Genomic DNA, 13,196 nt, shown 5'->3' on the forward strand with positions numbered 1-13,196 from the left:
TCTACCCTCCCCTTGATATCACCAGTGATTACTACCCTGTTCTTGGGGCTTACAGCTCTTCGGATCCGGCAGTAGTTTCACAGCATCTTTCCTGGTTGCGAGATTCAAAAGTGGGGGTCATTATTACCTCTTGGTGGGGTCAAGGATCCAGGGAAGACAAAGTGGTGCCTCTTCTGTTAGAGACTGCTCAAAAGTACGGTATTAAAGTTGCCTTCCACATAGAACCGTATCAAGGGCGTACCGAAAGCAGCCTGATCAGCGATATCAACTACCTTTATTCAAATTATGGAAATCACCCAGCATTCTATCGTTCTAACGCGTCCACCCGTTGGAGCCAGGAAGATCGTCCCAAAGGAGTATCTTTTGTTTGGGCCATTGGGAGCCAAGACAGTGATGAGCCTGGCTTTGGTGTTAGTGTTGCCCCTGATTATTGGAAAAATGCAGTTGATACTATTCATGGTTCATCTAATGGGGGCCTGGTAATAGCCAATTCGACGGATTCTAAATGGATTAACCAAAGCCACTTTGACGGTCTCTACAACTACATAACATTGCATTTGGAGGATAGTGGAGGTTTTTCCTGGGCTCTCAGCCTTCCCGGAGATTCATTATATGTTCCAAGTGTTATACCAGGAAATTCCGCCAGGAGGATAGGCTATCCAGAATCCACATTTATTCCACGTGAAAATGGTAACACTTATAGCCAACAATGGCTGGCGGCTCTGGGTGCTTATGTGGAACCGTTCATGGTGACCATTACATCCTTCAATGAGTGGCACGAAGGGAGCCAAATAGAGCCTGCGGCAGTTGGAATGTCAAACGGACTGGACTATAGTTATAAAAACTACGGAGACTTAGGTCCCAGTGGATATCTAAATCTCACAAGCAAATGGGTTGATCAGTATCTTAGTTGGAACTGGCCTAGAACATGTCGCTTCAAGATGACAATTTCTACCACATCAGATTGGACTACGGTTACGCCGACTAAAGGAGGTATTTTCCTAAGGCCGGAAATAATCTCACTGAGTCCTTGGGTGACTGATGGAAAATTTGATGGCAGCAAGTTTCTAATAATCCAGCCATTGGCCACTGCTGAGTCTGGGAAAACAGCTGAGATGATATTTGATATTTGTTTGGCCTTTGATGATCCTCAAGGTACACTCAGCTTTGATATCGGGAGGGGTCACCTTGGAACAACCCGGGTGAAAATAAATAATGAAAAAGGAGAGATGCTCGCTGATTTTGCATGGTCTGGAATAGATTATGGGGATCCTACCAAGAATGTGCGTACAGTTGAAATCCCTGTTTCTAATCTGATTTGCTCGGAGGAGAATGAAGAAGAAATCTTTTTAACTTTTAGTTGTTGACATTCAAGACTTTTTAGTTATTCTTAATGAAAGACACGCCGAGAAAGGCCATACCTGTCGAGAGGCGGGGGCGGAAAGCCACGGGTCGGAGCAAGTTCCTTCTGAGCGGGATTATTTAAATCACCTCAGTTACTAGACAGCCGGGCTGCCTACGGTAACATCAACAATGTTACTAAAAAGGCAGGTCGGTTTTTTTGTCTCTGTACACTGGCCAATATCCGGCGGTGGTATTTGTATGCCCAAACAAACGTGGCAACGCAGACAGTAAACATTATGAACAATTTTCATATATTCCATGACAGAAGAATAGCAACCCGCCGGATTCATTCATGAGTGAATCCGTAGCATTCCATCTTCGACCACATACAGAAAGGAGGGAATATATGAAAAAACCAGGCTCAGCTTAATCTTTTTTTTGCTGCTGACATTTTGTATCCCGGTTCCATTAATAACCATCATCATGGTTGATTTTAACCCCAACACTGTAGAGGTTATGAGCTGTACTGCTTTCACGATAGATGTAATTGACGATATGCCCACGGAAGATGGGGTTCAGCTTACCAGGGTTTGTCGGCATCAGGGCCAGGAAGAAAAGTTAATCTCCACAGTTTATTTTCATAATTTCAACCAGCTGAGAAAAGTATTTGTTCTGCCAGATGAGGAATTTCTGAGGACACCATAATTATAACATAATAAAAGGAGGACTCAATGATTTCGAAAAAAACTATTTCTCTAAGCATCTTCTTTTACTGTCAGTTTTTTTGATTCAGGGAGCATATGCTGCCGGTGAGATGGAATTGGTCCTGGGAAAAACCTTTACTTCAATGACCCCCATTTTTATGAGTGGTCATAAGGGTGATCCAAATTGGATATCTGGATTCCATGCGACAGGGGATGTCACTTTAGACGGCACAAAGATAGGGACTGCATCAGCTACCATAATGCATGTCAGCCCGCCCATGCGTTTGACAGAAGAATATGATACTCTTTTTATGCAGGTAGTAAATTCCATTACCGGAGTGGGAACTTTTGAAGTAACTGGCATAGGAATCAGTTCAGGCAGTAGCACTACCACAACCACGGGAGATGTTTTGCTAGCGTGGTATGGTTCAATAAGCAATGGCACCGACAGTCTTGCAGATACGTACGGCTTGAGTTCTGGAGTCGTGATTGGGAATGTTTATACCGGTCAAGGAGAAGGTAAAGAAACTATACGAATACGATTTGGCTATTAGTAGAATAATGAACCTTCGTAAGATGATTCTAAACCCCTTTGGCCGGAAAGAGGAGGCGTTATACCTTCTCTCCGTCCATAATCTTGGCCGATCATGTCAGCAACCTGATTGAGGTATTCCTGACAAACAAAACAACTGTCTACAGTTCAGACCATTCAAAAAGGGAGGTTGAAAATGAAACAATCAGTATGTTCATTAATCAGCATTTTGGCCGTTCTTCTACTGTTCCCTCCCCTGCTTTCGGCCCAGCAGACAACCTACGAAATCTCTTCCGGAGAATACGAAATCGTTGAAAACAGTCAAGGTTTGCACGAAATTAGGATGCTGGATCCGGCCTATTCCCTTATCGGTTCAGCTGGTGATCCGGCACTGCCCCATCGAATTTTCGAGTTCCAGCTTCCTGCAGATGTTGACCCTTCAAACGTTGAACTTAATTTTGAAGTTGTCCAGTCAGAGGTATTGCCTGGAATCACTATGATTCCCGTTCCACCCTTGGGCCCTGTTCAGGACACGAGTCCGGGAGAATATGACCCTGACGCGCTGGACTGGGGCACTGAAAAGAGCATTGTCGAAGGAAGAAATACCTTCGTTTATAACCAAGATGCAAATTACCCCGAAGAACCCGCGGAGCTGCTCATGGTATCACAGCGCAAGGTTCCGCTTGCTCCAGGGCCGCTGCTCCAGCAGTTTCCCGGACTGCCCGGAGATTCCTTTCAGAATGCCAGTTTTGTCGTCTTCTCATACCGGCCCTTTCTCTACAATCCAGTTCAAGGGGAATTGACTCATGTCAAGAGCATGATCGTAACGATTTCCTATGACTCTTCCTCCCCGGTCCTTTATGGCGAAGATTCATTGTATGAGCCGATGAGCAACGGCAGTTATGACTATGTCATCATCACGACCGAAGACATTCTGTCGAATAGCGATCGGCTCGATGATTTCGTCTATCTTAAAGAACTGTATGGTCACAACGTTCTGATCGTAACGGAGAGTCAGTACGGATCCTTAGCCGGCCAGGCACCCAATGGAACAGCAGAAAAAATCCGCCAGTGGCTGAAGAATAATTACCTGGCGCTGGGGATTAACTATGTCCTCTTGGTTGGCGACCCGAATCCGGATGATCCAAACAATCCTGGGGATACGGTCGGTGACGTCCCGATGAAAATGTGCTGGCCCCGCTACACCGCACACGAATACCGTGAATCGCCAACGGACTATTTCTACGCTGACCTGACAGGCAATTGGGATCTCGATGGTGATCAGTATTTTGGTGAAACGCTCGACTTTACGAATGAGCGCAGCCCGCATCCTTCTATCGGGGAAAATACTTTTTCCGTTCTATGGACCGGGAAACTGCAGTGTGATTACAATGAGAACTACGAATTTCATACCTTTAGCGACGATGGCGTGCGCCTGTATGTTGATGGATCACCGATTATCAACAACTGGACGGAACATCTTCCGGCAAATGACTATGCAACCCAAGCCATGACGGCCGGAAAGCACAACATTACAGTGGAGTTCCGGGAAAATACTGGCGATGGAATCATTCAACTTTTCTGGAGAACCACCGTAACAAAGGGCCATGCTCACTACGTTCCTGACCAAATCATACCAGAAACCCATCTTTATGATAATTCCGATAGCGTCGGCGGTCTGACCGGGACTTACTACAACAATTCGGACTTTACCGGCACCTCACTTACCAGGAAGGATAAAGTCATCAACTTTGTCTGGGCCCAGGGAGACCGGGGAACAGGCGGGCCCGACAGCGGCGCGGAAGTTTTCGTGGGCAGAATTCCAGTCTACAACGATAATTATGATCATCTGGATGGAATTCTTGGCAAGATAATCGAATATGAAACAGATCCAGGTGATATCAGCTGGAGAGAATCGATCCTTTTACCGATGAAACCGCTGTGGGATGATACCCCCTCGTACCATCTCGGCGAAGGCATCCGGAATGATTACGCGTCAGCAGCTGGTTTCGCCACCTACCGTATCTATGATGACGATTATGCCCCTCCCACCCCTGAACTCTGGCCCTGCACGAAGAACAACGTCATGAATGAGTGGGTCAACGGTTACGGAATCGTTACCTGGACAACTCACGGCTCTTCAGAAGGTGCAGGGGACATTTTCGACTCTAGTTTGACGGGAAATCTGGATGACTCAATGCCGGCCTTCACTTTCCAGGCTTCTTGTCTGAATGGCTATCCTGAAAACAGCAACAACCTCGGTTACGCGCTGCTCCGAGAGGGAGCCATTGCCACCGTATCGGCCTCGCGAGTTTCCTGGGACTCCCATGGAGCCTGGACCTTCAGCGCCACTTCCGCGAAAAACCACAACTTTGCCTACTTCTACACGAAGAAAATCATGAATGACGGCATTCCAAAACCGGCGGGTGTTGCTCTCTATCTGACCAAAGGCGCGGTTCCCGATGTGGGAATGAACTCGACTGATTACAACCTTTACGGTGATCCGGACTGCTACCTGCTGAAAACTGTCGCGGACTCACCTCCAGTGGCCGATGCGAATGGGCCGTACACGGCTGATGAGGGGACGGCTGTTAGCTTCGATGCCAGTGCCTCTTCTGATCCTGAAGGAGCTTCCCTCAAATACCGTTGGGACTTCGACAACAACGGCACTTGGGATACCGCCTGGTCGGCCAATCCGATGGCGTCCTATACCTGGTGTGATGATTTCAGTGGTCTGGCCAAACTGGAAGTCCGCGACCCACTCGGATTGACTGATGAGACAACTACACCAGTTACGATCAACAATGTGGCACCTACTATTAGTTTAGATTCTTTGGATCAGCCAAATCCCCAGTTCATTCTCCCGGTCGTTCATAACCTGCATTACAATGGAAGCTTTACCGATCCTGGTTGTCTCGACACCCATATATCTTCCTGGGATTTTGGCGACAGCACTGTTGTCACCGGCACGGTCATCGAGGAAAACGAGGAACCTGATGCCACTGGAACGACAACCGCTGACCATACGTACATGACTCCAGGAAGCTACACGGTGACCGTCGAAGTAACGGATGACGACGGCGGTAAGGGAACAGACACGATGGAACTGGTGGTCGTCGACGAAGTGGGCGCAAAGCACGACATCAACGATTACATCCAAAGCCTGCCAAGCATTGTTTTCAAGAACAATGCTGATAAGCGTAAAAACGCCATCGCTAATATGATTGCGGCACTTGATTACATGTTCGATACAGAAGCATATGAGGGGGCTATCCAGTACTTGTTGAGCAACCTTCGCTCCAAGATGGACGGCCAAGTGGACGGAAAGCCTGGGGACGATTGGATCATTGATGATGCTGTACAAGCTGAACTCTGCATGAAAATCGATGATTTAGTGGCCTATCTTGAATATCTTAAAGGCTTGTAATTGCTGTTGCAATTTAATCACGCTACAAAGAGAGGTCAAGTCAAAATTGAGAGGTCCTTAGTTTTGAAATTTTGTCGAGGCCAGGTTCTAAGCGGTTTTGCGGCGGGCGCTTCGGAAGCGGCCAAAATGGTCAGCGGAAATGAGCGGGAGTCTGACCTCGACATGCGAAACCGTCAAAATGGGGTGGCCCCTATTGTTTGGACAGCCTGATCATATAAATAAGCTCTGGGAATTTCATTAGGAAGGATTTAGGGCTTAACACATTGTCCAAATTTTAGGGACCACCATAGTCTAAATAACAACACGGAAAAAACAGTTTTTGCCGTCCTTAGACCACTTAAAGGGGAGGAAAAAATGAAAAGAATCTATGTCAAAAGTTCCTTCGTCTTTCTCATGATTTTGTTTTGGCTCGCACTGCCCATGGCCGTTCAAGCTCAGTTGCCAGTGAACTCTCAGTTGATGAACGGCGACTTCGAGAACGGCGACCTTTCAGGATGGATGACCGGCGGAACGCAAAACTACTCCGTGTCCCCTGCCCTGGAAAACGGGAATTACATGGCGACACTTGAGGTGGGGGAAGGTCCTATTGGTGACCAGTCATGCACGAATCCATCTTTCAACAACTTCGCCTACCTGGACCAGCTCTTTACCCTCTCAAAGAACCACTGTGTCGAACTGGACTTCCATGTTCCCTTGCCAGCGATCTCGGATGGCACGGAGGATGCAACCTGCTCAGGCTTCGACCGGGTAGAGTTGGACTTCGTACTCGTAGAGCAAGAGCCCTACAGTGTAAAAATGTCCGGAGTGGTTACCATTGACTACATCGATATATCAGGGAAAATAATTGGCCGGCTTCAAGTAAATGACTTCGTATTGGGAACTGTTTCGAGTGTAGTTTTTGATCCAATGATGTTCACCCCGACGGCAGTCGGACCGCTTTCCCTCAGAGAAAGCACAGCTCTTCGTGGCTGGCTGCATGCATCGATGGAGGTGAGCACTTCTTTCTTCCCTTGGCTTCCAGACCGGTTCACGTTCCGGGTTACCGCACGGCTCGAGGACAACCGTTACACCGGACAAGATTTCTCCCTGGCGGTTGACAACGTACAAAAATGGCCAGGACCTTGCGGTGCGACTATTATTGATATCGACATCAAGCCTTGCAGCGCCTGCAATCCAATCAATGTAAACAGCAAAGGAGTACTCCCGGTCGCCGTTTTGGGTACCGAAAGCTTCGATATTATGGTGGTTGACCCAAGCACTTTATTCCTTACCTGGCCTGGCATAACCTTGCCCCCTGGGGTTGACGATGGAGCTCATCCATTGCGTTATGCGTACGAGGATGTCAATGAAGATGGTTTGTTAGATATCGTTCTTAAGTTTAGCATGAGAGACCTGTATCCAGTTACTCTTACAAAGGAACCGCCAGGAGAACTCATGATGACGATTATAGGCAAGACATATGATGGCACTCGTTTGGCAGGTCAGGACCTGGTTCGAATAATAAACAAGGCGATGGACCGGCTGAAATAACTCTACAGCGCATTCCGGAAGGAAGTGGCCTACCTGAAATGGTCGGTGAAAAATACAGCATTGAAACAGATGGAAATTCTATCCCAATGCTACATTAAATTATTGAACAAGGTGTCTCAATTTCATTGACATATTTCGATATCTGGATTCCATGCTACAGGGAAAATCACTTTAGACGGCACAAAAATAGGAACTGCTTCAGCTACCATGATGCATGTCAGCCCGCCCATGCGTTTGACAGAAGAATATGGTACTCTTTTTATGCAGGTAGTAAATTCCATTACCGGAGTGGGAACTTTTGAAGTAACTGGCATGGGAATCAGTTCAGGCAGTAGCACTACCACAACCACGGGAGATGTTTTGTTTGCATGGTATGGCTCAATAAGCAATGGCACCGGCAGTCTTGCAGATACGTACGGCTTGAGCTCTGGAACCGTAAAAGCAAATATTTATACAGCTCAAGGAGAAGGCAAAGAAACTATACGAATACGATTTGGCTATTAGTTGAAGAATAAACCTTCGTAAGATGATTCTAAACCTCTTTAGAATGTTGAATGCTATCGATATTCTTATGATAGATTTACGATGAAGCTTAAGTTGGCTGACTGGCCGGTAAAGTTGAGATTGTCAGAGGCATTGCACACCACCACTATTTGACTTCAATCCTACCATTAGCTATATTTCACCATATGAGCATAAAACAACCACGGATAAACTTGGCCTTCTGTTGCACTCTAATGCCTAGCAAGGCAATTATTCTCACCGCAATGGTCCTGGCATTGTCTTGTAGTCTACCTGCAGTAAGTGTGTCCTCCGCAGAGAACCATTCTAACATGATGCAAGGAAGCATTAAATGCGATGATCCATCTTGCCATGGTCTAATAAAACACATAGACAATTTATCGTTCTATGCTTACAAATTGCAGGAATAATAGCAGAATAATAGGGGTCAGACCCCATTAATACTCGCTTGACAAAGGAGGTCATTATGTCATCGCATACTGCCAGACAATGTTTTGAAGAAAACCTTGCCAACTTTGCACATCCCGAAAATGACCCTGAAAAATACAACCTCTATAATGGCCTTGCTAATCTTGCAAATGCCATTAGCAACCTTGAGAATGAGTTGGCTTCCCTAAAGCATGACATCCATAACCTGCGCCGTGAGAGGATGTAGTGTTTCCTCATCATCGACTGGCTCGATGTCGAGGGAGCCATGCTGACCATCACCGCCATTCAGGCAGCGGCTGAACGCCTCCGTCCCCACATCCGCCAGACACCGCTTATCCATTCCCGTTCTTTTAGCCGCATGAGCGGGGCCGACGTTTTCCTGAAAGCGGAAAACCTGCAGAAAACCGGCTCTTTCAAAGTCCGGGGAGCCTTCAATAAGCTCATCCAGCTGCAAACAAACCAAGTGATCGCCGCCTCCATGGGCAACCATGCCCAGGCAGTGGCCTTTGCCGCCGATCAACTGGGCAAACAGGCAACCATCGTCATGCCGGAATCGGTCGCCCTGAACAAGGAAGAAGCGACCCGCAGCTACGGCGCCACGGTGGTGCTTCACGGGGCCACGCTGGCTGAGGCCCTGGAGTATGCCCGCCGGCAACCGATGCATTTTATTCATCCCTTTGACGATCTGCAGATAATGGCCGGCCAGGGGACCATCGGCCTGGAGATCTGCCGACAAATAGACCGTCTTGACACCATCCTGGTACCGGTGGGCGGCGGCGGTCTGATCGCCGGCATCGCCAGCGCGGTGAAAAAACTTTCTCCCGCCACCAAAGTCATCGGCGTGCAGTCGAAAGCCGCACCATCCGCGGCGCTCAGCTTTAAAACCGGGACCATCACGACTCAAAAACCGTCACCAACCCTGGCGGACGGCATAGCCGTCGGTCAGGTGGGGAAACAGACAGCAACCATCATCAATCAGCTGGTTGACGATATGGTCACCGTTGATGAACACCGGATTGCCGAGGCCGTGCTACTATTTATGGAACGGAAAAAACTGGTTGTTGAAGGCGCTGGAGCCGTGCCGCTGGCCGCTCTCCTGCAGGGCAGCCAGGGCTTCTCCGGCCGCCGGGTGGTGCTGGTGGCCAGCGGCGGCAATATTGACTTCACCCTGATGGACCGCATTATTCGCCAAGGGCTGGCAGCAAGCGGCAGAATAACCATTCTCACTCTTGAAATCGAAGATCACCCCGGCAGTCTGCATGCGGTCAGCGGCATCATTGCCGCCCAGCGGGGCACTATCCTCGATGTCCACCATGAGCGCCTAAACCCCAAGCTGCCCTTTGGCTGTAGTCGGGTGACGTTGACCATGGAAACCCGTGGTGCCGCTCACGCCCAGGCCATTGCCAAAGCATGCCAAAAACAGGGATACACTATCATTCATCACTAGTCACCACCTGCAACGGAATGCGGAAAAACATGGGACAATCTCTCTGGCAGCTCATCGGCGGCACGGCAGTTATCTGCCTGCTGTTCATCCTTTATCTCTGGTTCGCCCAGGAAAAGCTTCTCTATTTCCCGGAACGCTCTTTACTCGCCACCCCGGCCGACGCCAGCCTGCCTTATGAGCCGGTGACCTTGACCACCACCGACGGCGTCACCATCGCCGCCTGGCTGATCTCTTCCCCTGAAGAACGCGGCACCATTCTCTTCTGTCATGGTAATGCTGGCAATATTTCGCACCGCCTAGATACCCTGGCCATTTTTTACCGGCTGGGATACTCATCGTTGATCTTTGATTACCGCGGTTACGGTCACAGTGAGGGGAAACCTTCCGAAGCAGGAACCTATAACGATGCCGGCGCCGCCTGGAATTACTTGACCGCCACCAGGCAGGTAGCGCCGGAAAAGGTCGTCCTGTTCGGCCGCTCCCTGGGGGCCGCGGTGGCCATCCACCTAGCCCGCCATCACCAGTCAGGAGGGTTGATAATAGAATCGGCCTTCACCTCCCTGCCGGACCTGGCTGCCGATCTCTACCCTCTTCTTCCTGCCAGAACTTTATGCCGTTTTTCCTACCCGGTCATGGTCCATCTGCAACATCTTTCCTGTCCGCTGTTAGTCATCCACAGTCACGGGGATGAAATCGTCCCCTTTGCCCATGGCCGGCGTCTGTTTGCAGCGGCCCGGGAACCCAAAACATTTCTGGCCATTGACGGAGACCATAACACCGGCTTTCTGGCCGCCGGCTCAGACTATGTTAAAGGATTGGAGACCTTTCTCCAAGGGCTGGCGACGGCCAGCGGCAGCGGTATATTGTCCCATGATTCTTAACGAGGTCAGAGCGAACCTGGTACATGGTAAAAACCCGGTTCACCTGGCCGGCGAAATTTACCAGACAACCCTGCAGCTGGTTATACAACGGACTGTGGCCATCTTCGGACAGGGAAAAAGATGAGCACCAAAAATCTGGACCGGCTTTTCAACCCTCGCAGTATCGCGGTAATGGACGCCAACCATTAGTTATCCTGATTAGTACCGACAAGCTGGACCTGTTATAAGCTGTATTCCGGGCATCATAATGATCATTGTTCCTATAAATGAGGGCGATCTTGATCTTACATAACATCAAGTAACTCATCTGGTAAACCTAGCTGAACTTTAGTGCTAATCAGGTTAGTTATTACGATATATCTTAAGTTCTCAGTTTGGCGGAAAGGTAGAGGTTGCCATTAGTAGGTTAAACTGATATTCTTATTAGCAAAAGAAAGTCAGGCATAAATTTTACCCTCGGCATAAGTAGATGAGACCTCAGTCGTTAAACGATATCAATGCCATTCTGCATTCGCACCGCGAAGAAATAAACCGAGAATACGGTGTCATTGAAATTGGAGTTTTTGGCTCTTATGTTCGAGGCGAAAGTACCGAGAACAGTGACGTAGATATTCTTGTTAGTTTTGATAAGCCTTTAGGCTTTTTTAAGTTTTTAGAGCTTGAAGATCGTCTTAGTGAATGGCTTGGGACGACAGTGGATTTGGTTACTAGGAACGCGCTCAAACCACACATAGGTAATCACATTCTCAATGAAGTGGCAATGCTATGAAACGGGTTTACCAAGATTACCTTGAAGATATTTTAGCTGCCATCGATGATGTAGCTACATTTACACATGGGTATTCTTCTGAGACTTTTGCCGCCGACCGCAAAACAATCAATGCGGTAATACGCAGTCTTGAAATCATAGGTGAAGCCGCCAAACGAATACCAGACCACTTACGAAATCAATCCCCAATGATTCCATGGAAATACATGGCGGGGATGAGAGACAAACTTATCCACCAATATTTCGGTGTCGACTTGAGTATCGTTTGGACGGTTGTTAAAGATGAATTGCCTCCTCTGCGCTCTGAGATTGAAATGCTGTTAAAAAGCATAAAATAGCAAGGCAACAACATATTTCCCAAGGGCGAGAAAGGAACTTCTCGCCCTTATTTGTTTTAGCCATGCAAGTTTTCAATCCATCTCATAGCTTCGGCATCATTGACTTTGCCAAGATATCGCTGAGTGGTCGATAAATCCGAATGTCTTAAAATCACCTTGCTGACAATCTCGAGGGGCGTACCGGATCGTGAAGCATAAGTTGCTGCATGCCTCCTCAAATCATGGGGGCGCAATTTGACACCGACCATTTCACCAGCCTTTCTTACCATCGCCCAGGCCGCCACATAAGAGATTTGGAAAATCCTTTCAACCGGATTGAGATCCTTAGCTTTTACGTATTCATTCAATCTCAGCAGTAGTTTTCTAGGGATAAAGACGACTTCTTCCTCACGCCCGCTTTTTGGTTCCTGAATGATTAGTTTACGATCGTCAATATCATTCGGTGTCAGCTTAAGAACTTCTCCAATCCTCATGCCACCTCTGGCCATCAATTCCATAATTAGCCTGTTTCGGGTATTCATCGTTCTGAAAATAATTTCGTCAATGGTTTCTTTGTCAATGATCTTCCATTGGATACATGTGGCCCGTCGGAATATTTTTTTGATAATTGGAGTTGCGCAATGATTTGTTAGTTCCGGAGAAGCTGTATTGATTGTGAAATTGTAGAAAGACGAAAGAGTTGAGTAGCGATTGCGTTTTGTTGACTGTTTGTTGCCATTGGTGAGTTTAATCAGAAAATCGAGAACCTCTTCCTGGTTGACTTCTTCTAGTTCTCGCTCAGCAAAAGTTTCAGAAAAGCAAAACAGTACGTACTCGCAGGTCTTAACGGTATTTTTTTTTGGAATTTACCCGGTGATACTGTAGATGATGTTCGACTGCCTGTAAAACTTTCATCCTTTTCTCCTTTACAAAAATAATGTTTTAACCCATGTTTAACAAGATTTTAGTTGATTTGGCGATTTTTGGCGTTTTTAGGCCGAAAAAGCTAATGATTTCAAGAAAAAATCTGGCATTTTTCATGTGTAGTGCCACTGGAATATGCAACGTACTGAATTTGCACGTGATTGTAGTGCCACTGGAAATTTTTTAGGCTTGTAACGTATTGATATCAAAGGATATATTTTTATCGATGTTAAACATGGGTTAAGATACCTAACTATACTGATTTTATGATAACAGAGATTATGTCATAAAGACAGTACGATCCAGGAACTATTTACGATGAATCTCAAGCGCGTCTTTCGGTTGTAAAGTTAAGGTTGCCACAACATTG

Annotated in this window: 13 protein-coding genes and 1 riboswitch; of the genes, 11 read left to right on the top strand and 2 right to left on the bottom strand. The window is 47.4% G+C overall.

Annotated features, from left to right (window positions below; genetic code table 11):
• Positions 1 to 1,367: hypothetical protein (locus U9P07_06685; protein ID MEA2109090.1), on the top strand; the 1,367-nt coding region annotated here is incomplete at its 5' end.
• A 37-nt stretch (positions 1,368 to 1,404) separates the two neighbouring features.
• A riboswitch (cyclic di-GMP riboswitch) is annotated at positions 1,405 to 1,520 on the top strand.
• A gap of 292 nt (positions 1,521 to 1,812) precedes the next feature.
• Here U9P07_06685 and U9P07_06690 read toward each other — a convergent pair.
• The gene (locus U9P07_06690; GenBank protein MEA2109091.1) at positions 1,813 to 1,944 is read right to left on the bottom strand and encodes a hypothetical protein; all 132 of its coding nucleotides are present in this window, start codon (positions 1,942 to 1,944) and stop codon (positions 1,813 to 1,815) included.
• A 214-nt stretch (positions 1,945 to 2,158) separates the two neighbouring features.
• On the opposite strand from U9P07_06690, the gene U9P07_06695 reads away from it, so the two are divergent.
• The 10 genes from U9P07_06695 to U9P07_06740 all read left to right on the top strand — a co-directional run bounded on the left by U9P07_06695 (position 2,159) and on the right by U9P07_06740 (position 11,923).
• Entirely contained in the window at positions 2,159 to 2,602 is a 444-nt protein-coding gene (locus tag U9P07_06695; protein ID MEA2109092.1) for a hypothetical protein, read from the top strand.
• A gap of 174 nt (positions 2,603 to 2,776) precedes the next feature.
• On the top strand, positions 2,777 to 6,007 hold the full coding sequence (locus U9P07_06700) for a C25 family cysteine peptidase (protein ID MEA2109093.1): 3,231 nt from the start codon (positions 2,777 to 2,779) through the stop codon (positions 6,005 to 6,007).
• A 354-nt stretch (positions 6,008 to 6,361) separates the two neighbouring features.
• Positions 6,362 to 7,537 carry a hypothetical protein gene (locus U9P07_06705; GenBank protein ID MEA2109094.1) on the top strand — a complete coding sequence of 392 codons (1,176 nt, stop codon included), beginning with the start codon at positions 6,362 to 6,364 and terminating at the stop codon, positions 7,535 to 7,537.
• A gap of 207 nt (positions 7,538 to 7,744) precedes the next feature.
• Positions 7,745 to 8,041 (top strand): hypothetical protein, encoded by a 297-nt coding sequence (locus tag U9P07_06710; protein ID MEA2109095.1) that lies wholly within the window; start codon positions 7,745 to 7,747, stop codon positions 8,039 to 8,041.
• Positions 8,042 to 8,525: 484 nt separating this feature from the next.
• Positions 8,526 to 8,714, top strand: coding sequence for a hypothetical protein (locus U9P07_06715; GenBank protein ID MEA2109096.1), 189 nt, complete (start codon positions 8,526 to 8,528; stop codon positions 8,712 to 8,714).
• 39 nt (positions 8,715 to 8,753) lie between these two features.
• A complete protein-coding gene (gene ilvA / locus U9P07_06720) occupies positions 8,754 to 9,935 on the top strand; it encodes a threonine ammonia-lyase (protein MEA2109097.1) in 1,182 nt (393 codons plus the stop codon).
• Positions 9,936 to 9,964: 29 nt separating this feature from the next.
• Positions 9,965 to 10,816, top strand: a complete 852-nt coding sequence (locus U9P07_06725; protein ID MEA2109098.1) for an alpha/beta hydrolase — start codon at positions 9,965 to 9,967, stop codon at positions 10,814 to 10,816.
• The gene (locus U9P07_06730; GenBank protein MEA2109099.1) at positions 10,806 to 10,940 is read left to right on the top strand and encodes a hypothetical protein; all 135 of its coding nucleotides are present in this window, start codon (positions 10,806 to 10,808) and stop codon (positions 10,938 to 10,940) included. Before U9P07_06725 ends, U9P07_06730 begins: the two co-directional genes overlap by 11 nt.
• A 345-nt stretch (positions 10,941 to 11,285) precedes the next feature.
• The gene (locus tag U9P07_06735) at positions 11,286 to 11,585 is read left to right on the top strand and encodes a nucleotidyltransferase family protein (protein MEA2109100.1); all 300 of its coding nucleotides are present in this window, start codon (positions 11,286 to 11,288) and stop codon (positions 11,583 to 11,585) included.
• Positions 11,582 to 11,923, top strand: coding sequence for a DUF86 domain-containing protein (locus U9P07_06740; GenBank protein MEA2109101.1), 342 nt, complete (start codon positions 11,582 to 11,584; stop codon positions 11,921 to 11,923). The genes U9P07_06735 and U9P07_06740 overlap by 4 nt, the downstream gene beginning before the upstream one ends.
• Before the next feature lie 56 nt (positions 11,924 to 11,979).
• Here U9P07_06740 and U9P07_06745 read toward each other — a convergent pair whose 3' ends face one another.
• Positions 11,980 to 12,420 carry a site-specific integrase gene (locus tag U9P07_06745; GenBank protein MEA2109102.1) on the bottom strand — a complete coding sequence of 147 codons (441 nt, stop codon included), beginning with the start codon at positions 12,418 to 12,420 and terminating at the stop codon, positions 11,980 to 11,982.
• Positions 12,421 to 13,196 lie beyond the last annotated feature (776 nt).

The sequence above is a fragment of the Pseudomonadota bacterium genome (assembly GCA_034660915.1).
Taxonomy (GTDB): Bacteria; Desulfobacterota; Anaeroferrophillalia; order Anaeroferrophillales; family Anaeroferrophillaceae; genus DQWO01.